General features: G+C 71.7%; 18 protein-coding genes and 4 pseudogenes. 13 read left to right on the top strand and 9 right to left on the bottom strand.

What is annotated here, in order from left to right; translation table 11 throughout:
* Position 1 precedes the first annotated feature (1 nt).
* Genes ectB through thpD form a run of 3 tightly spaced genes read left to right on the top strand, consistent with a single transcriptional unit; the run spans position 2 to position 2,602 of the window.
* Complete coding sequence (gene ectB, locus J7E88_RS15900; RefSeq protein WP_215181583.1) at positions 2 to 1,270, top strand: diaminobutyrate--2-oxoglutarate transaminase; 1,269 nt, start codon at positions 2 to 4, stop codon at positions 1,268 to 1,270.
* Positions 1,271 to 1,303: 33 nt separating this feature from the next.
* Complete coding sequence (locus tag J7E88_RS15895; RefSeq protein ID WP_215181350.1) at positions 1,304 to 1,702, top strand: ectoine synthase; 399 nt, start codon at positions 1,304 to 1,306, stop codon at positions 1,700 to 1,702.
* A 3-nt stretch (positions 1,703 to 1,705) separates the two neighbouring features.
* A complete protein-coding gene (gene thpD / locus J7E88_RS15890) occupies positions 1,706 to 2,602 on the top strand; it encodes an ectoine hydroxylase (RefSeq protein WP_215181348.1) in 897 nt (298 codons plus the stop codon).
* Between the two features lie 72 nt (positions 2,603 to 2,674).
* Here thpD and J7E88_RS15885 read toward each other — a convergent pair whose 3' ends face one another.
* Entirely contained in the window at positions 2,675 to 3,739 is a 1,065-nt protein-coding gene (locus J7E88_RS15885; RefSeq protein WP_215181346.1) for an alkene reductase, read from the bottom strand.
* A gap of 183 nt (positions 3,740 to 3,922) precedes the next feature.
* Here J7E88_RS15885 and J7E88_RS15880 point away from each other — a divergent pair, with 183 nt between their 5' ends.
* Positions 3,923 to 4,432 carry a MarR family winged helix-turn-helix transcriptional regulator gene (locus J7E88_RS15880; protein WP_215181581.1) on the top strand — a complete coding sequence of 170 codons (510 nt, stop codon included), beginning with the start codon at positions 3,923 to 3,925 and terminating at the stop codon, positions 4,430 to 4,432.
* Between the two features lie 25 nt (positions 4,433 to 4,457).
* Here J7E88_RS15880 and J7E88_RS35910 read toward each other — a convergent pair.
* Both J7E88_RS35910 and J7E88_RS15870 read right to left on the bottom strand, forming a co-directional pair.
* A pseudogene (locus tag J7E88_RS35910) lies at positions 4,458 to 4,615 on the bottom strand (helix-turn-helix domain-containing protein); the annotation flags it as partial.
* A gap of 94 nt (positions 4,616 to 4,709) precedes the next feature.
* On the bottom strand, positions 4,710 to 5,777 hold the full coding sequence (locus J7E88_RS15870; RefSeq protein WP_215181343.1) for an aminotransferase class V-fold PLP-dependent enzyme: 1,068 nt from the start codon (positions 5,775 to 5,777) through the stop codon (positions 4,710 to 4,712).
* A 76-nt stretch (positions 5,778 to 5,853) separates the two neighbouring features.
* On the opposite strand from J7E88_RS15870, the gene J7E88_RS15865 reads away from it, so the two are divergent.
* On the top strand, positions 5,854 to 6,345 hold the full coding sequence (locus tag J7E88_RS15865; RefSeq protein ID WP_215181341.1) for a GNAT family N-acetyltransferase: 492 nt from the start codon (positions 5,854 to 5,856) through the stop codon (positions 6,343 to 6,345).
* 169 nt (positions 6,346 to 6,514) lie between these two features.
* On the opposite strand, the gene J7E88_RS15860 is transcribed toward J7E88_RS15865, so the two are convergent.
* From J7E88_RS15860 to J7E88_RS15850, 3 genes and pseudogenes are all read right to left on the bottom strand, one after another.
* Complete coding sequence (locus J7E88_RS15860) at positions 6,515 to 7,225, bottom strand: DsbA family oxidoreductase (protein ID WP_215181339.1); 711 nt, start codon at positions 7,223 to 7,225, stop codon at positions 6,515 to 6,517.
* A gap of 120 nt (positions 7,226 to 7,345) precedes the next feature.
* Positions 7,346 to 7,606 (bottom strand): annotated as a pseudogene (locus J7E88_RS15855) (ArsR/SmtB family transcription factor); the annotation flags it as partial.
* A complete protein-coding gene (locus J7E88_RS15850) occupies positions 7,593 to 9,122 on the bottom strand; it encodes an aldehyde dehydrogenase (NADP(+)) (RefSeq protein ID WP_215181337.1) in 1,530 nt (509 codons plus the stop codon). The pseudogene J7E88_RS15855 and the gene J7E88_RS15850, both read right to left, overlap by 14 nt.
* A 166-nt stretch (positions 9,123 to 9,288) precedes the next feature.
* Here J7E88_RS15850 and J7E88_RS15845 point away from each other — a divergent pair, with 166 nt between their 5' ends.
* The 5 genes and pseudogenes from J7E88_RS15845 to J7E88_RS15825 form a co-directional block, all read left to right on the top strand.
* Positions 9,289 to 10,059: an IclR family transcriptional regulator gene (locus J7E88_RS15845; RefSeq protein WP_215181335.1), complete on the top strand. Its 771-nt coding sequence runs from the start codon at positions 9,289 to 9,291 to the stop codon at positions 10,057 to 10,059.
* Positions 10,060 to 10,185: 126 nt separating this feature from the next.
* A complete protein-coding gene (locus J7E88_RS15840; RefSeq protein ID WP_215181332.1) occupies positions 10,186 to 11,175 on the top strand; it encodes a hypothetical protein in 990 nt (329 codons plus the stop codon).
* A 122-nt stretch (positions 11,176 to 11,297) separates the two neighbouring features.
* On the top strand, positions 11,298 to 12,539 hold the full coding sequence (locus J7E88_RS15835; RefSeq protein WP_308307510.1) for a histidine kinase: 1,242 nt from the start codon (positions 11,298 to 11,300) through the stop codon (positions 12,537 to 12,539).
* A complete protein-coding gene (locus J7E88_RS15830) occupies positions 12,536 to 13,192 on the top strand; it encodes a response regulator transcription factor (RefSeq protein ID WP_215181330.1) in 657 nt (218 codons plus the stop codon). Before J7E88_RS15835 ends, J7E88_RS15830 begins: the two co-directional genes overlap by 4 nt.
* Positions 13,193 to 13,241: 49 nt before the next feature.
* A pseudogene (locus J7E88_RS15825) lies at positions 13,242 to 13,526 on the top strand (penicillin-binding transpeptidase domain-containing protein); the annotation flags it as partial.
* Positions 13,527 to 13,596: 70 nt separating this feature from the next.
* On the opposite strand, the gene J7E88_RS15820 reads toward J7E88_RS15825, so the two are convergent.
* Entirely contained in the window at positions 13,597 to 15,003 is a 1,407-nt protein-coding gene (locus tag J7E88_RS15820; RefSeq protein WP_215181328.1) for an NCS2 family permease, read from the bottom strand.
* A 116-nt stretch (positions 15,004 to 15,119) separates the two neighbouring features.
* On the opposite strand from J7E88_RS15820, the pseudogene J7E88_RS15815 reads away from it, so the two are divergent.
* From J7E88_RS15815 to J7E88_RS15805, 3 genes and pseudogenes are all read left to right on the top strand, one after another.
* A pseudogene (locus J7E88_RS15815) lies at positions 15,120 to 15,861 on the top strand (NAD-dependent epimerase/dehydratase family protein); the annotation flags it as partial.
* Between the two features lie 55 nt (positions 15,862 to 15,916).
* Positions 15,917 to 16,135, top strand: coding sequence for a hypothetical protein (locus J7E88_RS15810; RefSeq protein WP_215181326.1), 219 nt, complete (start codon positions 15,917 to 15,919; stop codon positions 16,133 to 16,135).
* A gap of 54 nt (positions 16,136 to 16,189) precedes the next feature.
* Positions 16,190 to 17,440 carry a TerD family protein gene (locus J7E88_RS15805; RefSeq protein WP_215181577.1) on the top strand — a complete coding sequence of 417 codons (1,251 nt, stop codon included), beginning with the start codon at positions 16,190 to 16,192 and terminating at the stop codon, positions 17,438 to 17,440.
* 45 nt (positions 17,441 to 17,485) lie between these two features.
* On the opposite strand, the gene J7E88_RS15800 is transcribed toward J7E88_RS15805, so the two are convergent.
* Together J7E88_RS15800 and J7E88_RS15795 are read right to left on the bottom strand one after the other, a co-directional pair.
* Positions 17,486 to 19,156 carry a TROVE domain-containing protein gene (locus tag J7E88_RS15800; RefSeq protein ID WP_374196283.1) on the bottom strand — a complete coding sequence of 557 codons (1,671 nt, stop codon included), beginning with the start codon at positions 19,154 to 19,156 and terminating at the stop codon, positions 17,486 to 17,488.
* A 677-nt stretch (positions 19,157 to 19,833) separates the two neighbouring features.
* Positions 19,834 to 21,294 carry a hypothetical protein gene (locus J7E88_RS15795; protein ID WP_215181324.1) on the bottom strand — a complete coding sequence of 487 codons (1,461 nt, stop codon included), beginning with the start codon at positions 21,292 to 21,294 and terminating at the stop codon, positions 19,834 to 19,836.
* Positions 21,295 to 21,542 lie beyond the last annotated feature (248 nt).

Raw genomic sequence — 21,542 nt, 5'->3', positions numbered from 1 at the left:
TGTGACCATCACCCCGCCCGCCCTGAGCGTCTTCCAGACCCTCGAGTCCGAGGTGCGCAGCTACTGCCGCGGCTGGCCCGCCGTGTTCGACCGCGCGCAAGGCAGCTATCTGCACGACGAGGACGGCCACACCTACCTGGACTTCTTCGCCGGCGCCGGATCGCTCAACTACGGGCACAACAACCCCGTCCTGAAACGGGCGCTGCTCGACTACATCGAGCGCGACGGCATCACCCACGGACTGGACATGGCGACGAGCGCGAAGCGCGCCTTCCTGGAGACGTTCGAGAACGTCGTCCTGCGCCCGCGCGACCTGCCGTACAAGGTCATGTTCCCCGGCCCGACGGGCACCAACGCGGTCGAGGCCGCGCTGAAGCTGGCCCGCAAGGTCAAGGGGCGCGAGGCGATCGTCTCGTTCACCAACGCCTTCCACGGCATGTCGCTGGGCTCGCTCGCCGTCACGGGCAACGCCTTCAAGCGCGCCGGCGCCGGCATCCCGCTGGTCCACGGCACCCCGATGCCGTTCGACAACTACTTCGACGGCAAGGTCCCGGACTTCCTCTGGTTCGAGCGCCTGCTGGAGGACCAGGGCTCCGGCCTCAACAAGCCGGCCGCCGTGATCGTCGAGACGGTCCAGGGCGAGGGCGGCATCAATGTGGCCCGTCCCGAGTGGCTGCGTGCGCTGGCGGACCTGTGCAAGCGCCAGGACATGCTGCTGATCGTCGACGACATCCAGATGGGCTGCGGCCGCACCGGGGGGTTCTTCTCCTTCGAGGAGGCCGGCATCACCCCGGACATCGTCACGCTGTCCAAGTCGATCAGCGGCTACGGACTGCCCATGTCGCTCTGCCTGTTCCGGCCGGAGCTGGACATCTGGGAGCCGGGCGAGCACAACGGCACCTTCCGGGGCAACAACCCGGCGTTCGTGACCGCGACCGCCGCGCTGGGCACCTACTGGGCCGACGGGCAGATGGAGAAGCAGACCATCGCGCGGGGCGAGCAGGTCGAGCGCGCGCTGCTCGCCGTCGTCGACGAACTGGGCGGCGAGGGCGTCGGCTTCCGCGGCCGCGGGCTCGTGTGGGGCCTGGAGTTCGCGGACAAGACCCGCGCCGGCAAGGTGTGCGCCCGTGCCTTCGAACTCGGACTGCTCCTGGAGACCTCGGGTCCCGAGAGCGAGGTCGTGAAGCTCCTGCCGCCGCTGACCGTCTCCCCCGAGGAACTGGACGAGGGCCTGCGCATCCTGGCGCGCTCAGTCCGCGAGACCGCCTGACCACCGCAGAGACAGAAAGGGCAACGACTCACCGTGATCGTCCGATCGTTCAAGGACCTCGAGAACACCGACCGCCATGTGAAGGCCGCGTCCGGCACCTGGGAGAGCAAGCGCATCGTGCTCGCCAAGGAGAAGGTCGGCTTCTCGCTGCACGAGACCGTGTTGTACGCGGGCACGGAGACGTCGATGTGGTACGCGAACCACATCGAGGCCGTGCTCTGCGTGGAGGGCGAGGCCGAGCTCACCAACGACGAGACGGGCGAGACCCACTGGATCGAGCCCGGCACCATGTACCTGCTGGACGGGCACGAGAAGCACACCATGCGCCCCAAGACCGACTTCCGCTGCGTCTGCGTCTTCAACCCGCCCGTGACCGGACGGGAGGACCATGACGAGAACGGCGTGTACCCCCTGCTGACGGAGGAGGGCTGAGACATGACGACCGCACCCGCACGCACCGATCTGTACCCCACCCGTGGCGCGAGTGAGGTGACGACCCCGCGTCAGGACCCGGTCGTCTGGTCCGCACCGGGCACCCCGGGCCCGATCGCCACAGCCGATCTGATGGGCTTCGAGCGCGACGGCTTTCTCACCGTCGACCAGTTGATCGGCGACGACGAGGTGGCGCTCTACCGCGCCGAACTGGACCGGCTGATCGCCGACCCGGCGGTACGGGCCGACGAGCGCTCGATCATCGAGCCGACGTCTCAGGACGTGCGGTCCGTGTTCGAGGTCCACAAGCTCAGCGAGGCCTTCGCCGCGCTGGTGCGCGACGAGCGAGTGGTGGGCAGAGCCCGCCAGATCCTCGGCTCGGACGTCTACGTCCACCAGTCGCGTATCAACGTGAAGCCGGGCTTCGGCGCCTCGGGCTTCTACTGGCACTCGGACTTCGAGACCTGGCACGCCGAGGACGGGCTGCCGAACATGCGGACCGTGTCCGTGTCGATCGCGCTGACCGAGAACCTCGACACCAACGGCGGCCTGATGATCATGCCTGGGTCGCACCGGACGTTCCTCGGGTGCGCGGGCGCGACGCCGAAGGACAACTACAAGAAGTCGCTGCAGATGCAGGACGCCGGGACCCCGTCGGACGAGGCGCTGACGCGCTTCGCCGACGCCCACGGAATCCGGCTGTTCACGGGCCGGGCCGGGTCGGCGACCTGGTTCGACTGCAACTGCATGCACGGGTCGGGCGACAACATCACCCCGTATCCGCGCAGCAACGTCTTCATCGTGTTCAACAGCGTGGAGAACGCCGCGGCGGAGCCGTTCGCCGCGCCGGTGCGGCGGCCCGAGTTCATCGGGGCGCGGGACTTCACCGCGGTGCGGTAGCTCCCGGTCACCAAGAAGGCGGGGCCGGTCTCCTTTCCCGAGGAGACCGGCCCCGCCTTTGGCCGCTGCCGCTCAGACGAGGGCCGGGTAGTCGATGAATCCCTTGTCGCCACCGCCGAAGAAGGAGGACGGGTCGGGGGTGTTGTACGGACCGTCGGCCCGGAGACGGGCCGGCAGGTCGGGGTTGGCGAGGAACAGGGCGCCGAACGACACCAGGTCGGCGACGCCGTCCTCGATCAGGGCCAGTCGGCCGGCCGGGCCGTCGGCCGGCACGTTGAGCACGACGGTGCCGCCGAACAACTTGCGCAGGGTCAGCACGAGCTCCCGTTGGTCGGGGGTGGACTCGAGGACATGCAGGTAGGCGAGTCCGAGCGGTTCGAGCCGCTGGGCGAGCGCGGTGTAGACGTCCTCGGGCTCCGGCTCGTCGATGTCGTTGTACGAGTTGCCGGGCGAGAGGCGGATGGCGGTGCGCTCGGCGCCGATCTCCTCGGCCACGGCCCTGACGGCCTCCACCGCGAAGCGCATGCGGTTCTCGGCGGAGCCGCCCCACTCGTCGGTGCGGCGGTTGGTGTTGGGCGCCAGGAACTGGTGGATCAGGTAGCCGTTGGCACCGTGCAGCTCGACGCCGTCGAAGCCCGCCTCGACGGCGTTGCGCGCGGCGGCGGCGAAGTCGGCGATCGTCGCCCGTATCTCGTCGGCGCTCAGTTCCCTGGGGGTGACGAAGTCCTTGGGCCCCTCGTGCGTGTAGACCTGGCCCTGGGCGGCGACTGCGGATGCGCCGACGGGGACGAGGCCGTCGGGCAGCAGCACGGGATGGCCGATGCGGCCGGCGTGCATCAGCTGGGCGAAGATCGTGCCGCCTGCGGCGTGCACGGCGTCGGTGACCGCGCGCCAGGCGGCGATCTGCTCGCGGCTGTGGAGCCCGGGGGTGTCGGGATATCCCTGGCCGACGTCAGAGGGCTGGATGCCCTCGGTGATGATCAGCCCCGCCGAGGCGCGCTGCACGTAGTACTCCACGACCGACGGGGTGGGCGTCAGTCCGGGACCGTGGGCGCGGCTGCGGGTCATCGGGGCCATGGCGATGCGGTTGGCGAGCTGCCGTCCGCCGAGACGGATCGGGTCGAATGCGGTGGTCATGATCGTCCCCAAACTTTATATGGTCGGCCAATTAATGACACGGACGCCACTGTACCGCATTCATTGGCCAGCCAAGGTAATATGTGTGACAGCATCGGGAACGAGGGCTGGACGAGCCCGCCGCCGCAGTCGGCCGAAGGGCGGAGCCGCTCCCCCTCGCCGCCCCTGGCCGAGGAGGTCACCATGTCCGCCGCGCCCGAGACACAGGACGACGCCACCTGTGCCGAAGCGCTCCCGCATGCCGCCCGCGGCGGCCCCGTGAGCCATGCGCTGTCCAGGGTGGCGAGGCTGCACCGCATCGCCGCGGGAAGGCTGCTCAAGGGGCTGGACCTCTACCCCGGCCAGGAGTTCCTGATGATGCGCCTGTGGGGCGCAGGCCCCGTTCGGCAGTCGGAGCTGATCAAGGAAGTGGGTCTGGATCCCTCCACGGTCACCAAGATGCTCCAGCGCCTGGAACAGACCGGCCACGTCAGCCGCAGCCCCGACCCCGACGACCGCCGCGCGGTCGTCGTCGAGGCGACGGAACGCAGCTGCGCGCTGCTCGCGGACATGTCGGCCGCATGGGCCGAACTGGAGGAGCAGACGCTCGCCGGCCTGGACGGACACGAACGCCGCGAGCTGGCCCGCCTGCTGGGCAAGGTCGAGGCGAGTCTGTGCACAGAGACGGCCGACTGCGGGGAAGCGAAGGGGTGAGGGCGGCGGCGGGCGCGCGACTGAGGCCCGCCCCCCTCAGCCCTGAAGCGGCGCACCCCTTGTGAGCCGTGGCCCGTGAAACCCCCATCTCAGCGGCCACGTGTGCCACCGGACGGCCGGACCGGACACGCTCGATGAGCAACCGCCTGCCATGAACCATCGCCGGGCATGACGGTGGGACACGAAGGCCTCCGTTGCGCGGTGAAGCCTGGACACCTCCTCCACACGGGAGGTCTTCGCCATGATCAAGACCCATGAGCGTCAACAACGCTCGTGATCAATACAGGCGGCGCGGGCCGATGTGCTCCAGCGCGCGGTCCACGTCCGTCTGCGTGTTGTAGAGGTGGAACGCCGCCCTCAAGGCACCCGCGCGCGAGGAGACGACGATGCCCGCCGCGCCCAGTTCCGCCGCGCGGTCGCCGAGGCCCGGGACGGCGACGATCGCCGAATCGCCGGGGACCGGGGCATGGCCGAGCGCGTCGAGCCCGGCCCGGAACCGCCGTGTCAATGCCACGACATGCGCGTGCACCGCGTCGATGCCGATCTCCTCCAGCAGCGCGAGCGACTGCTCGCCGCCGTGGTACGCGAGGAAGGCCGGGGGCTCGTCGTAGCGGCGGGCCGAGTGGGCGAGCTCGTCGATCGGACCGTACGTCGTCTCCCACAGACGCTCGGCCGCGAACGTCCCCGCGTGCATCGGGGCCAGCGCCTCCTGCGCCTCCTCGGCCACGGTCAGGAACGAGACGCCCCGCGGACACAGCAGGAACTTGAACCCGCCGGTCACGGTGTAGTCCCACTCCCCCGCCCGCAGCGGCAGCCAGCCCGCCGACTGGCTGGCGTCCAGCAGCGTACGGGCACCGTGCGCCGCCGCCGCCGACCGTACGGCGGCCAAGTCGGCGATCCGGCCGTCGGCCGACTGGACCGACGAGAACGCCACGAGCGCCGTGCCGGGCCGCACGGCGTCGGCGAGCGCGTCCAGCGGCGCGTACCGCAGCTTGAGGTCGCCGCGCACCGTGAAGGGGGTGATGACGGAGGCGTACTCCCCTTCAGGGAAGAGGACTTCGGCACCCGGCGGCATCGACGCGGCGATCAGCCCGACATGCACCGACACCGAACCGCCGACGGCGACGCGGCCCTCGTCCACACCGGCGAGCCGTGCGAACGAGCGGCGCGTGGCGTCCACCGCCTCCGACTCGCCCGAACCGCCCGGGCGCCCTTCGGCCAGCTCCTCGGCGAGCCGGGTGACCGCGCGGACGGTACGGCGCGGCAGCAGCCCGCACACGGCGGTGTTCAGATACGTCGACGCGGGCGCGAACTCGCCGCCGGCGAGGGCGTGAAGACTCTCCATGGGCCCACCTTCCGATGCGCCGGGCACCTGGTCAATGGCACCCCGCGGCGCCGCCCGAACGGCGTAGTGTCCTCCCATGCCCGCACTCTCCCCCGCCCTACAGCGCCTCCGTGCCGATCACGCCCCCGCCCTCCTCGCGTTCGAGCGGGAGAACCGGGCCTACTTCGCCGCCTCGGTCCCGGACCGGGGCGACGAGTACTTCGCACGGTTCGACGACCGGCACGCCGCCCTCCTCGCCGAACAGGCCACGGGGCTGTGCCACTTCCATGTACTCGTCGACGAGGACGGCCGGGTGCTCGGGCGGGTCAACCTGGTCGATGCGGCGGGCGGCAGCGCCGAGCTCGGCTACCGCATCGCCGAGAACGCGGCGGGCCGGGGCCTCGCGACCGCCGCCGTGCGCGCGGTGTGCGCGTCGGCGGCGGTGGAGTACGGGCTGAGAGAGCTGCGGGCGTCGACGACCGCGGACAACGCGGCCTCACAAGCGGTGCTGGTCCGCACGGGCTTCACGGCCACGGACGAGGTCGTACTGGACGGCCGGCCGGGCATCGCGTTCGTTCGGCGCCTGTAGAGGCCGAGCGACGTGCGGGCCGGCCGCCCGGCCGGGCATCGCGTACGGCGCCTGGAGAACTCGCGACCGGGCGTCGAGGCATCGGAACGCCAGGCGGGGACAAGCAGGGACGCGTCAGGCATCAGGCTCGTCAGCCATCAGGCTCGTCAGGCGTCAGGCTGGTCAGGCGTCAGGCTGGCGGAATCTCGCAGGATCCGTCGGCGTCGCAGGCCGCGGCTGCGGCCGTCCCGACCGGGGTGAGCACCCGGCCCTGCCACGCCTGCTCCAGCGCCTGCGTGAACACGTCGGCGGGCTGCCCGCCGGACACCCCGTAGCGTCGGTCGATGACGAAGAACGGCACCCCGGTCGCGCCCAGCTCGGCGGCCTCGCGCTCGTCGGCCCGTACGTCGTCCGCGTAAGCGCTCCCGTCGGCGAGGACGGCGCGCACCTCGTCCTCGCCGAGGCCCGCCTCGACGCCGAGCCGGACCAGCACGTCCGTGTCGAAGACAGACCGCTCCTCGGCGAAGTTCGCCCGGTAGGCCAGGTCGAGGAGTTCGTCCTGGTGGCCGCGGTCCTTGGCGAGGTGCAGCAGGCGGTGGATGTCGAAGGTGCTGCCGTGGACCCGGCCCTCGGTCCGGTAGCCGAGCCCCTCCGAGCGCGCGGTGGCGGCGACGTGCTCCTCCATGGCCTGCGCCTCCTCGCGGGTGCGCCCGTACTTCGCGGCGAGCATGTCGATCACCGGGGCGGTGTCGCCCTTGGCGCGGTTCGGGTCGAGCTCGAAGGAGCGGTGCACGACCTCGATGTCGTCGCGGTGCGCGAAGGCGGCGAGCCCCTTCTCGAACCGGGCCTTGCCGATGTAGCACCAGGGGCAGGCGATGTCGCTCCAGATCTCGACGCGCATGTCTTCTCATCACTCCAGTCGTGCGGCACAGGGGCAGGCGGAGGCCACCTCCGCAGCAGGGTCAACACGGCGTCGGGCCGTCTCATTCCGCCACGGGCCACGAACGGAGCGTCGGTCCGGCTACGTCCCGTCGCCGGGCCGCAGCACGAGGTCCAGCAGCCCTGGGAAACGCGCGTCGAACTCCTCGCGCCGCAGGCGGACAACCCGCTTCGGCCCCTGGTCGCGCTGTTCGACCAGACCGGCGGCGCGCAGCACCGTGAAGTGGTGGCTCAGTGCCGCCTCGCCGACCGGGACGTCGAAGCTGCCGCAGCTGCGGGTCCACACCGGGGAGCCGGCCGGCTCGCGGACGAGCTGGAGGCGCTCCGGGTCAGCTCTCGCGGCGTCCGTCGACCCGTCGGGGCAGACCGAGGGGGTTGTCGTCGCGCAGCTCCGGCGGGAGCAGTTCCTCGGGGGTGGTCTGGTACGTGACCGGGCGCATCCACCGCTCGATCGCGGTGCCGCCGACCGAGGTCGACGTGGAGGTGGTCGCCGGGTACGGGCCGCCGTGGTGCTGGGCGGGCGCGACGGCGACTCCGGTCGGCCAGCCGTTGACGAGGACGCGGCCGGCGAGCGGGGTGAGTTCGGCGAGGATCCTGGCGCCGTTGCCGTTGCCCTCGGCCTCGTCGCCCGACAGGTGGAGGGTGGCGGTGAGGTTGCCGGGCAGGCGGGACAGGACCGTGGTGACGTCGTCGTGGCTGTCGTAGCGGGCGACGACGGTGACCGGTCCGAAGCACTCCTCGAGGAGCAGATCGTGGTCCCCGTCGGCGGCGAGCCGCGCGGCGGGGACGGTCAGGAAGCCGGGACTGACGGTGTGCTGCGAGCCCACGCCGGGGGTGACGGGAGTGTCCACGTCAGGCAGGGCGGCGCGCTCGGCGACCCCGGCCACGAAGTTGTCGCGCATGCGGTGGTCCAGCAGGACACCGGCGGCGGTGTCGCTCACGGCGTCGGTCAGCGTCTTGACGAGCTGGTCGCCCGCCGGTCCGGCGGGCGCGAACACCAGGCCGGGCTTGACGCAGAACTGGCCGACGCCGAGCGTCATGGCCCCCGCGAGACCGGTGCCGATCTCTTCGGCGCGCTCCGCGGCGGCCGCCTCGGTGATCACGACCGGGTTCAGCGAGCCGAGTTCGCCATGGAAGGGAATGGGCACGGGGCGGGCGGCCGCCGCGTCGAAGAGTGCACGTCCGCCGCGTACGGACCCGGTGAAACCGGCCGCCGCGACCAAGGGGTGCTTCACCAGCTCGACGCCCGCCTCGAAGCCGTGCACCAGGCCGAGGACCCCATCGGGCAGGGCGTGTTCGGCCGCCGCCCTGCGCAGCACGGCGGCGACCAGCTCGGAGGTCGCCGGGTGGTCGGGGTGGGCCTTGACCACGACGGGGCAGCCCGCCGCGAGCGCGCTTGCGGTGTCGCCGCCGGGCACGGAGAACGCGAAGGGGAAGTTGGACGCGGAGTACACAGCTACGACGCCGAGGGGCACCTTGTAGCGGCGGAGGTCGGGAATCGGCGGGGTGGCGCTGTCGTCCGGGTGGTCGATGATCACATCGAGGAAGGAGCCCTCGTCGACGATGTCCGCGAAGGCGCGCAACTGGAAGCACGTCCGGGCCAGTTCCCCGGTGAGGCGTACGGGCCCGAGCGCGGTCTCGGCGTCGGCCGCCTCGATGAGCCGGTCGCCCGCGCCGTCGAGCAATGCGGCGGCGGTGCGCAGGAACGCGGAGCGGACCGTACGGTCGGCGAGGGCGGCGCGGGCGGCGTGCGCGGACCGTACCGCGGCGTCGACCTCCTGGGCTGTGGCTTCCACCGCAACCTGTTCACGCTGCTTCCCGGTTCGGGGGTCGACACTCCAGACTTGTGCTGCTGCCACCGTGTATTCCTTCCCGGCTCTCTGTCATCCACCCGGTCTTGTTCGGTATTCTGAACAGTGTTCCTGGTGATGAATATGCCGGGGACTCTATTTCCGGGCGTTGCGCGGGGTCAAGGCATTCGGCGGTCAGGACGGGCGCCCGTGCGGTCGAGAGGGGCGAACAGCGATGTCAGCAATCGATTCCGGTGGAGCGCAGGTCAAGTCCGCGGTGCGGACGGTCGAGTTGCTCGAGTACTTCGCCGGGCGCCCGGGCATGCACTCGCTCGCCACCGTCCAGGAGGCCGTCGGGTACCCCAAGTCCAGCCTCTACATGCTGCTGCGCACGCTCGTCGAGCTCGGCTGGGTCGAGACCGACGCCACCGGCACCCGCTACGGCATCGGCGTGCGCGCCCTGCTGGTGGGCACCTCCTACATCGACGGGGACGAGGTCGTCGCGGCGGCCCGGCCCACCCTGGACCGGCTCTCCGACGACACCACGGAGACCATCCACCTCGCCCGCCTCGACGGCACCAACGTGGTGTACCTCGCCACCCGGCAGTCGCAGCACTATCTGCGCCCCTTCACCCGCGTCGGCCGCCGGCTGCCCGCCCACTCCACCTCGCTCGGCAAGGCCCTGCTCGCCACCCACAGCGACGAGCAGGTGCGCAAGATGCTCCCCGAGACGCTGGCGCCGCTGACCGAGCACACGATCACCGACCGCGAGAAGCTCATCGAGGAGCTGCACGTCATCCGCGAGCAGGGTTACGCCGTCGACCGCGAGGAGAACACCCTCGGGCTGCGCTGCTTCGGCATCGCCATCCCCTACCGCACCCCGGCCCGTGACGCGATCAGCTGCTCGGTACCGGTGGCCAGGCTCACCCCCGCGCACGAGCAGATGATCAAGGATGCCCTGTTCGACGCGCGTGACCGCCTCACGCTCGCAACGCGAAGGCTCTGAACCGGAAGACTCCGAACCCGGGCCGCGCGGCGACCCGGAGGCGTATGCGCGTCTCAGCCTCACGGCGGAGGGAGATCGTCGCCACGCAGGAGGTGTCCCGGCTCCGCGGCGAGGAGTGTGGACGGCATGACACCGACCTCGCTCCCGGCGGACGCCGGCACACTCCTTACCCTGCGGCGCCGCCCGCTGCGGTCCGCTCTGCGCGCGGTCGCGATCGCCGCCTGCCTGCCGTACCTGGCACTGAAGATCGCCTGGATCGCCGGCAGCCGTATCGGCATCCCCGAGGGCAGCGTGCTGCTGGACCACCGCGCCCTGATAGCCGTCGTCAACAGCGTCACCGTGCTGATGGACGCGGCCGTCGTCGTCCTCGCCCTGCTGCTCACGCAGCCGTGGGGCATGCGCGTGCGCGGCCGGCTGCTCGGCGTGCCGATCTGGGGCGCGACCGGGCTGCTCGCACCGATCATGGTCGGCTTCCCGGTGCAGTTGGCGGCCTCCGCCGCGGGCGGCACCACGACGCAGGACACGACGGGCGAACCGTTCCTGGACGGCTGGGTGTTCGACGTCGTCTACAGCGGCTTCCTCCTTCAGGGCCTTGCCCTCGGCGTGCTCTTCCTGCTGTACGCCAGGGACCGCTGGAGTCACCTGTGGCGGGGACAGGTGTGGGACCTGCCCTCCGCCGTGACGGGCCGGCCGGTGCGCGCCCTGGCCGTGGCCGGTGCGCTCCTCGCGGTGTTCCCCGGCGTCATGCATCTGATGTGGGCGGCCGGATCGACCGCGGCACTGCCCGCCGCCCGGGTGCTGGAGCGCACGACCGACTTCTACGTCCTGGAGGGCGTGCGCGTCGGCTTCGTGGCCCTCGCCGTCGCCGGAACGCTGCTGCTGGCCTTCCGCCTCGGCCCCGCCCTCTCGGTAAAACTGCCGCTTGGCATGGCGTGGGTCGGAGCGAGCGCGCTCGGCGCCTGGGGCGGCTGGCTGACCATGACCGCCGCGATGCCCCCGGCCCATGACGCCGAGCAGCCCACAACGCTGCTGACGCTGACCTACGCTGGGGAAATGATCTCCGGCCTGCTGCTGAGCGCCGCCGTCGCCGTACTGCTGCGCAGGCGCGGCGCGTGAGCGACCCGCGCGCGGCGCGCCGCGGTACGACCACCGGCGCGAGGGCCTCCGGCGGGAGGACCGCAGGCCGAAGGGACCCCGGCGCGAGGACCACCGGCGGAAAGGGCGGCTCCGGCGGGAGGGTGCGCGTCGCGGCGCGGGCGCTGTTCGGACTGCAGGCACGGCTCCGCTGGGTCCATCTGGTGCTCGGCGGCGCGCTGTTGATGCCGTTCTGGCTCGTGGGGACGGTCGTGGTCGGTCCGCTGACCGACACGGGGAAAACGTTCGCGACCTCGCTCGTCGTGCAGTTCGGCGCGTACGCCGTCGCCCTGCCGCTCGCCGCGATCGTCGGGCTGCTGCCGCTGGCCAGACCGCTGTCGGTGGGCATAACCCGGGCACTGACCGGGGTGCCCGCGGAGCTGTTCGCGGACGAACCCGCGCACAGCAGGGCCGCGCGCCTGCGCACTTCGGCCTGGTTCACCCTGCACGCGGGCGTCGGCGCACTGGTCAGCGGTGCGTCGCTCGCCCTGCCGCCGTTCGCGGTCACGCTGATCGTCGCGCCGCTGAGCCGCTCGGTGCAGGACTTCCTTCATGTGCCGTGGTCGATGCGCCCGTTCGATCAGGTCCTGCTGCTGCCGATCACCGGGATCGGCATGCTTCTCGCGCTCGCCGCGTTCTCGGCGGCGGCCGGGGCACTGCTGGCCCGCCACGCACCGGTGCTGCTCGGACCGACGCCAGCCGACCGTCTCGCCGCGGCCGAGCAGCGGGCTGCCGAGCTGGGCGAACGCAACCGCCTCGCCCGCGAATTGCACGACTCGGTCGGCCACGCGCTCAGCGCCGTCACCCTGCAGGCGGGCGCCGCCCGCCGGGTGCTGGACAGCGACGTGGAGTTCGTACGGGAGGCGCTGGCCGCGATCGAGGAGACGACGCGGCGTACCGTCGGCGAACTCGACGCGGTCCTCGGCCTGTTGCGGCAGGACGGCGAGGGGGCCGACCGGGCCGCCGGTCCGACGCTGGACACCCTGGACGGTCTGCTGTCCCGCAGCGGGGTACGGGTGGCCCTGCGCACCGAGGGCGATCCGGCCTCGGTCCCCGCGTATGTCTCCCGCGAGGCGTACCGCATCGTCCAGGAGGGGCTGAGCAACGCCCTGCGCCATGCCGGGGCGGTCCCGGTGTCCCTGTGGATCGCCGTACGCGGCGAGGAGTTGGAGATCACGATGGAGAATCCCCTGCCCGACCAGGCTCCGGTGGTCCGCCCGGGCGGCGGCCGCGGCCTGCGCGGCATCACCGAGCGCGCCGCGCTCCTCGGCGGCCGGGCGGCCGCCGGGCCGCAGGACGCGGTGTGGCGGCTGTCGGCCCTGCTGCCGCTGGGAGGCGGCCGATGAGCGCGGTCCGGGTCGCCCTCGCCGACGACGAGCGGATGGTCCGCACGGCGTTGCGCGTCATCCTCGACGCCGAGCCCGACCTGGAGGTGGTGGGCGAGGCCGCGACCGGCACCGAGGCGGTGTCGGTGGTGCGCGAGCTGCGGCCGGACGTGGTCCTGATGGATGTGCGGATGCCGGAGATCGACGGCATCCGGGCCACCGAGCAGATCCTCGGCACGATGGAGGTGCCGCCGCGGATCGTGGTGGTGACGACGTTCGAGAACGACTCGTACGTGTACGACGCGCTCCGTGCCGGCGCGGCCGGTTTCCTGCTCAAGCGTGCCGCCGCCGAGGAGCTGGTGCAGGCGGTACGGCTGGTCGCGCGCAGTGATTCGCTGCTCTTCCCGGCGGCGGTGCGATCACTGGCCGCCGAGTACGGCCGCCACCGGCCCGCGGCGCTGCCGGCCTGGGCGGGGCGGCTGACGGAGCGGGAGGCGGAGGTGTTGCGGCTGATGGCCACGGGCCTGACCAACGCGGAGATCGCTGGGCGCATGGGTGTGGGCCCGGCCACGGTGAAGACGCATGTGGCCTCGGTTCTCGCGAAGACGGGCGTGCGGGACCGGACCCAGGCGGTGATCGCGGCGTACGAATCGGGCTTCATCTCCCCTCGCTGAGGGGCCGCCGGACAGCCTGTCCCCCGCCACCGGTGTTCATGAGGAAGTCCGGATCGTGTCCGCCGGCACCGCGGAGCAGCTGCGCAGCGCGATGGTGACGGTCGTCGAGGACGGCACGGGCTCGAACGCCTCGATCGCGGGTGCCGAGGCCGGCGGAAAGACGGGCACCGCCCAGCACGGCGAGAACAACAGCAAGACCCCGTACACGGGCAAGGAGGTCGCGGTCGCCGTGGTGATCGAGGACTCGGGCGCGGAGCGTTCGGAGGTCAGCGGCAACGGCCTGCCGGCACCGGTCGCGCAGAAGCTGATGGAGGCGGCGCTGGGAAAGGCATAGTCCCGCCGGCTCGCGAAGTGTGACGCGTGCCGTACCCCGCGACCAGGCGGGGACCCTCGGCCGCAGAACGTCAGCTGACGCCCAGCAGTTGCTCGACGGGGTCGATGGCGAAGTACACGACGAACAGGGCCGCCGTCCCCCACAGCAGCCAGTGCACCTCGCGCGCCTTGCCCACCACGGCCTTGATGACGACGTAGGCGATGAAGCCGGCGCCGATGCCATTGGTGATGGAGTAGGTGAAGGGCATGGCGGCGATGGTGAGGAAGGCCGGGATGGCGACTTCGTACTTCTCCCAGGCGATGTGCCGCACCTGCGCCATCAGCAGGAAGCCGACGGCGACCAGTGCGGGGGCGGCGGCCTGGGCGGGGACGACCGTGGCGAGCGGGGTGAGGAAGAGGGCGACGCCGAACAGCGCGCCGGTGACGAGTGAGGCGAAGCCGGTGCGGGCGCCCTCGCCGACGCCGGCCGCGGACTCGATGTAGGAGGTGTTGGAGGAGGCGGAGGCCGCACCGCCGACCGCGGCGGCGGCGCCGTCGATCAGCAGGACCCGGCCGAGGTTCGGCACCTTGCCGTTCTCGTCGAGGAGTCCGGCCTCGCTGGAGATGCCGACGACCGTGCCCATCGTGTCGAAGAAGTCGCTCAGGATCAGCGTGAACACCAGCAGGACGATGGTGACGACACCGACCTGCTCGAAGGCGCCGAACAGGCTGAAGGAGCCGATGAGTCCGAAGTCGGGTGCGGCGACGATGTCCTCGGGCACGGTCGGCACGGTCAGTCCCCAGGCGAGCGGGTCGATCGTGGCGTTCTCGTTGATGACGACGGCGATCACGGTCATGACGACGATCGATATGAGGATCGCGCCGCGCACCCTGCGCGCCATCAGCGCGATGGTCAGCAGCACGCCCAGGCAGAAGACGAGGACCGGCCAGCCGGAGAGCTGACCGCTCGCGCCGAGCTGTACGGGGACGGAGCCGGTGTCGCCGGGGATACGGGTCGCGAACCCGGCGTCGATGAAGCCGATGAACGCGATGAACATGCCGATGCCCACGCTGATGGCCTGCTTGAGCGACTGCGGGATGGCGTGCATGACGGCTTCCCGCAGCCCGGTGACGACCAGCAGACAGATCAGGACGCCTTCGATGACGATGAGGCCCATGGCGTCGGGCCAGCTCATCAGCGGCGCGATCTGGAAGGCGACGACGGCGTTGAGGCCGAGACCGGCGGCGATGGCGAGCGGCAGATTGCCGCCCAGGCCCATGATCGCGGTCATCACGGCGGCCACGAGGGCCGTGGCGGTGACGAGTTGGGGCCCGGAGAGCTCGGCGCCGAACTTGTCGGCGGTACCGCCGAGGATGATCGGGTTGAGCACGAGGATGTAGGCCATCGTGAAGAACGTGGCGAAGCCGCCCCGTGTCTCCCGCGCGAAGGTCGAACCCCGGGCGCTGATCTGGAAGTATCGGTCGACCTTTGCTGACATGGCGCTCCTCGAAGGCGTGATCCGGTCGGCAGGCAGCTGGATTGTGCCGGGCGCAAGGGCGCTTCAGGTTATAACAGTGTTACACCTGTTCTGCGAAGGGTTGTCACGAGAGTTGTGGCTACGGCCTCCGCCTCCTCGACGCCGTGCCCGTCGCGGGGGAGCCGGACGCCGTCACGGCCGATCTCGCGGACACCGACGCGCTGCGGGAGGCGGTACGCGAGGTCGACGTGATCATCCACCTGGCGGGCATCTCCCTGGAGTCCTCGTTCGACAAGCTGCCGGCGGCCAACATCCAGGGCACCTACAACCTGTACGAGGCCGCCCGCGAGGAGGGCGTGGGCCGGGTGGTCTTCGCCTCCAGCAACCACGCCGCCGGCTTCGTCCCCCGCCCCCTCCAGGACGCCCCCGTACCCGTGGAGGCGCTGATCCCCGTCGAGACCCGCCACCGCCCCGACACCTACTACGGGCTGTCCAAGTGCTTCGGCGAGGACCTCGCCCAGCTCCACTGGGATCTGCACGGCCTGGAGACCGTCTCCGTGCGCATCGGCTCCTGCTTCGCGGAGCCGACCTCCGTACGGATGCTGTCGGTGTGGTTGAGCCCCGGCGACGGCGCCCGCCTCTTCCACGCCGCGCTCACCGCCGAGAACGTCAGCCACACGATCGTCTACGGCTCCTCCGCGAGCACCCGCCGGTGGTGGGACCTGTCGACCGCCCGGGCGCTGGGATACGCGCCGCAGGACGACTCGGAGCGGTACGCGCCGAAACTCCTCGCCGAGCACGGCGAACTCGACCCGGACCACCCCGAGCACACCACCTGGCGGCCACTTCACCACCCGTCCGCCGATGTGGCCCCACTGAGCCGCCGCCCCGAAATCCATCGCCCCGCGGACGCCGATGCGCCAGGATGCCGGACATGGCCACACCTTCCGGATTCACCTGCGCACAGCACGGTGACGGCACCGTCGTCATCACCCACCGGGGACGCGCGGCAGCCACGCTGCGCGGCTCACGCGCGAGGAAGTTCCTCACCGAGGTGGAGTCCGGAGACGCCCAGCTGGTGATGGCGCGCTGGACGGGGGCGTACACGTACGGCAACGAACGCGCCGCGCGCAACCATCCGCGCAACAGGTGACGAGGGTAAGGGAACGGTAAAGCGGCTTCGCTCGTTACCTCTGGCATGACAGCTATGACCCCCGGTTCGAACATCCCCCTGGCCGTCGCCCGTGTGGCGGTGGACGTCGCCGCCCCGGTGCGGCTCGACGTATCGGGCCTGCTGCTCACCGCCGACGGCAAGGTGCGCTCCGACGACGACTTCATCTTCTACAACCAGCCGCAGGGCCCCGGCGTCACCTACCGCTCCGGCGGCGGCACCGCTCCGGACGCGATCGTCGTGGACACCGCGTCCGTCCCCGCCGGCATCGAGAAGATCGTGGTGACGGCGAGCCCGGACGCGGCAGGGCAGTCCTTCCAGGGCATCGAACCGACCGCGACCATCCGCAATGCCGACGACGGCAGCGCGATCGCCACCTTCACCCCGCCGCAGCTGGGCGCCGAGACCGCGCTGGTGGTCGTCGAGATCTATCTCCGGGGCGGCGTCTGGAAGGCCCGTGCGGTCGGCCAGGGCTACGCGAACGGGCTTGCGGGCATCGCCACCGACTTCGGCGTCTCGGTCGACGAGGAGCCTGCGGCCGCCCCCGTCGCCGCGCCGCAGGCCCCTGTCCCCGTCGCCGCGCCGCCGGCCCCCTCCCCCGCAGCTCCGCCGGCGCCTGCAGCCGCCCCCGCGGCCGCCGACCCGCGGATCGCCGCCGCCGCGCCGCCGCCCCCGGCGGCTCCGCCGGCCCCCGCCGCCGCCTCGACCGGGAAGATCAACCTGGACAAGGGCCGCGTCAGCCTGCAGAAGAACCAGACCGTCTCTCTGGTCAAGGGCGGCCGTCCGCTGCTCTCGCAGGTCAAGATGGGCCTCGGGTGGGAGCCCGCGTTCCGCAGCAAGGACATCGACCTCGACGCCTCGGTCATCGCCTACGGACCCAGCCGCAACCACCTGGACAGCTGCTACTTCGGCAAGCTCTCCATCCTCGGCGGCGCGATCAAGCACTCCGGTGACAACCTGACCGGCGAGGGCGCGGGCGACGACGAGGTGATCGTCGTCGACCTCGGCCGGCTGCCCGCCGACGCGACGGGCCTGGTCTTCACGGTGAACTCCTTCTCCGGGCAGAAGTTCACCGAAGTCGCCAAGGCGTACTGCCGCTTGTTGGACGCCGCCACCGGCGAGGAGCTGGTCCGCTTCGACCTCACCGGCGCCGAGCCGCAGACGGGCGTGATGATGGCCAAGCTGATCAAGCAGTTCTCCGGCGAGTGGGAGATGACCGCGATGGGCGACTTCGTGAAGTCCCGTACGGTGCGCGGCATGGTCAAGCCGGCGGCGCAGGCCCTGTGACACCCCGGCCACCGGGGACACCGCCACGGCGTCCCCGGTGGCTGCTCAGATCCAGGGCCAGTCGGCCGACAGGCCCTGTTCGATGAGCGGGACCATCCGGAAGGCGGCATCGGTGAGCCCGCCGAACGTGTGCCGGTTGGCAGCCCCCGAGGGGCCGTGACCGGCCCGATAGCCCGCCAGATTCCAGGTGTAGACGGGCACATGACCTGGGACCTGTTCCGTGGGATCGCCGCAGTGGTGGTACATGGCCTGCTCATCGGTGACGATCAGCACCCGGTCGTGGTCACGGTAGTGCGCCCGCACGGCGCGGGTGGTGTCGGTGCCGCCGAGCTCGCCGAAGCGCGCGAGGACGTTCAGCACCGACTCCCCCTTGGTGTACGCGACCCGGCTGTGATCCGTACCGAACTGCACCAGAGCGGCGTCGTCGGCTCGCATCGCCACCGCCGTGCCGAAGATCGCGGCGGCGTCGGCCCGGTTCAACTGCGAGCGGTCCGACAGCGGAGACCACATCGAGCCGGAACGGTCCACCAGGATCAGCGTCCGCCCCGGCAGGACGGGCACGTTCGCCAGTGAGTGCCCGAGCGCCAGCTCCAGCGGGTAGGCCCAGCGCAGCGACGGCGCGCGCTGGTACGCCGCGAGGTAGCGGAAGGGGAACTGCCGTGACGCGGCCACCACGTCCGGGTCCGAGATCCGCGCCGCCGCCCGCGCCGCGACCTCGTCCGAGACGCCTGCCTCGTCGAAATTCCGGAGATTGCGGACCAGGGCCATCGGACCCATGGACGGTATGACGGCCTCCCACGCCGCGGCGTCCATCGGCCCCTGGAGCCAGCCGGCCAGCGACTCCCACGTCATCCCCGCGGCCGCCAGCCGCTCGGCGCCACCGGGCGCGGTGATCACGGCCCGCCGCTCCGCCACGGGCAGCTCCATCAGCTCCCGGTGCGCCGTGAGCACCGGCAGCGAAGCCGGCGGCTCGGCGCGGTCGGGGCGGTGGCGGCGGTCGAGCGCGTAACGGAACAGGTCGCCCTGCCACGGCTTGGCCGGGTCCGGCGAGGCGTGGACGAGGTTCAGCACGTCGCCGAAGCGGTGGCCCTTGCTCGCGGTGTCGTACTTGAGCAGCGACCTCGCGCCGTACAGCCTGCGCACCGCGTCGGCGATGCCTCGCTTGACCGGCTTGGGCACCGTACGGCCCCACCGCGACATCCAGTACCCCAGCAACTCGCCGGGCTCGTCGGCACGTTGCAGCACGGAGTCCACCACGCGGCGGTTGTGTCCGCCCTGGGTGAGGCCCGCCGCGAGCCGCGCATGCACGAACTCGGCGGCCCCCACGATCGAGGCGGTCCTCATATGGGCGCGGTTGCGCAGCCAGCCGAGCATTGCGGCGGTCCACTGCGGGTCCTCGACGGCGAGCCTGCGCACCAGCGCCGCGAACCGGTTGTCGCGGTCGCCGGCCGCCTCGTAGAAGGTCTCCTGCCCCACGAAATTCGCCACTGCGAGAAGGAAGAGCTCAAAGCGCGGGTCGCGCTCGAAACCGGCACCGCCCTCGTAGGTGCGCACCACGGGCCGGGCAACGACGGGGCGGGCATCGAAGGGGCGGGTGGAGCGGGTGACCGAATGCGGTGCGGGTTCCTCGTCCAGGTAGAGGACCCGGCCGCCGGCACCGACGTACGAGTACGGTGCGGCCTCTTCGCGGGCCGCGGCGCTGTTGAAGCGAGTGATACGAAATCCCCCCGAATTCCGGACAAGCACATCGGGCGCCGGTGGACGGGCGCCTGGCGAACCGTGCCTCCCGAGATCACAGGTGGCAGCGGTGCTTTTTATGTCAGAGGAAGTATCCGCGGCCGACGCACCGGGAGGCGCAGTTCGTGGGAAAACTCTAGGAAACGGGCCGCCGGGCGCGCCACTTGTTTTCCGGTGCCTTTCCGCTTTTCCGGTGCCTTTCCGCGCCCGGCGCGGGAGACCGGTGACGATGCGGCAGGCGCTGCCAGGTCAGAGAGCGAGTACGTGGCCGGCGCGCGGCGCGGTCCGCCCCGACTGGACCACGTGCCAGGCCTGCTCCAGGGCCTGGGGGTGCTGTGCGCGATCCGCCCACCCCTCGACCACGGGGAGCGAACGCTGCCAGGCGTCGGCGAAGCCGCGGTCAGCCCCTCGCGCCCCCAGTCGCCGATGCGCTTGCGCTTCGGCCCGGGAACGCCGGCTCCCCGCAGGGCCCGCCGCGAATGCGCCACACCCCCGCAGGGCCCCGAAAACGCCGTGCAGCCCTGCGCAGGATGCCCGGAACACCGCACCTCCGGCAGGAGCCCAGGAACGCGGCGCATCCAGCAGGGATCGCCGGGTCGCGTCGCACCACCGAGGCTCCCCGGGGCGCCGCGCCCCGGGCCACGGTGCCGCGAGCGTCAGTGCGCAGAGCGGAACTTGAAGGCCGCCTTGCGCGCCTCCTTCGCCAGCCGCCTGTCGCTGTGCAGCCTCCCCATTGCCTCCAGCACATCCGCCGTCCGCGGATGGTCCACCCGCCACGCCGCATCGAAGAACCCGCTGTGCCGGCCGACCAGGCCCTCCACCAGGCCCCGCAGTTCCTCGGCCTCCCCGTCCGCGTCGAGCTGCGCGGCGATGGTGTCGATCGCGAGCCAGAAGATCATCGACTCCGGCGGCGGCGGTACGTCCGACGCGCCCTGCTCGGCCAGCCACACCCGTGCCAGGCCGCCGAGTTCGGCGTCGTCGAGAACCGCACGGACCTCCGGCTCGGCGTGCGGGCCGACCAGGGTGAGGGCCTGCTGGCAGTGAAGGCGGCGCAGCGGCGCCCCGCGGTCGGCGCCCCGCGCCGCGGCGAGCAGTTCGCGGGCGGCGGCGGACGGGGCGCGGCGGGCGAGCCACTGCTCGGTCTCGGCCCGCGCGGCGGTCTCGGGGAAGTGCGTGAGCCGGTCGAGCAGCACATCCGCGCCCTTGCCCGCGAGATCACCGACGGCGGGTGCGTCGACGCCGGCCTCCAGCATCCGGGACCGGATGCCGTACAGACCGAGCGGGGTGAGCCTGACCATCCCGTACCGGGAGACGTCCTCGTCCTCGGCCGGGGTCTCGGTCTCCGCGCCCTCGGCCTCCTCCGCCATCAACGCCTCGTCCACCGGCCGGTATTCGACGAGCCCGATCGGCTCCAGCAGCCGGAACTGGTCGTCCAGGCGCATCATCGCCTCGGAGACCTGTTCCAGCACGTCGTCCGTCGGTTCGCCCATGTCGTCGGGCACGATCATCGATGCCGCGAGTACGGGCAGCGGGACCGGCTGGTCACCGCCGTCGGAGACGGTCAGCAGGTACAGATTGCCGAGCACGCCGTCCAGGAAGTCGGCCTCCGCGTCCGGGTCCCAGCCCAGCGCCTCGAAGTCGATTCCGCCGTCCTCGCCGATGACGTCGGCGATGTCGTCGAGGACGGGTGCGGTCGCGTCCGCGAGGACGACGTCCAGGGCGTCCAGCCACAGCCCGAGCACGTCCTGGGGCGAACCCCCGGTGACCAGCGCCAGGTTGGTCCCCGCGACCGCGCCACCGCCTGCGTCGTCGTGCGCGTCGTCGTCCCCGTCATCGGGGGCGCCGACCTCGACGAGACCGGTGTCGACGGCGACCCGCCACGCCTCGCTCGCGTACGCGGGCCCGTCCGCGTCGTCGGGGGCGAGGCCCAGCACCTCGGCGGCCTCCGGCAGCTGCTCATCGACGAGTTCGCCGCCGACACCGACCCGCGTCCCCTGCCCCGCCCAGCGGGCGAGCCTGACGGCCCGGGCGAGCAACGGGGCGCCGAGCGCGGCCCGAGCCAGCTCCGCGTCCGAGTGCAGCCGGACCGGCGGGAGTGTGGGGCGGTCTTCGGGCATGTGGTGGTTCTCCTCCGCGGCGTACGGGATCCGGGGCAGGCTCTCGGGCCCCCGGACGTAAGGGACCCGGACGCTGGGGACCCGGGCGGTGCCAGCGTAGACGCATTCGAGGGGGTTTCGGGGCCCACCGGGAAGAGGCCACCTCCAAGGGTGCCTGTGCGGGACCGCCCGGGCAGGCTCCGGCCATCGCGTTCACCCACGCGTCCGCCGCCGTACATCCGGGGGCTCTTGACAACTGCACTGTCGAG

Source organism: Streptomyces sp. ISL-10 (assembly GCF_018614575.1).
Classification (GTDB): Bacteria; Actinomycetota; Actinomycetes; order Streptomycetales; family Streptomycetaceae; genus Streptomyces.
This window is presented reverse-complemented; position numbering and strand designations above follow the sequence as displayed.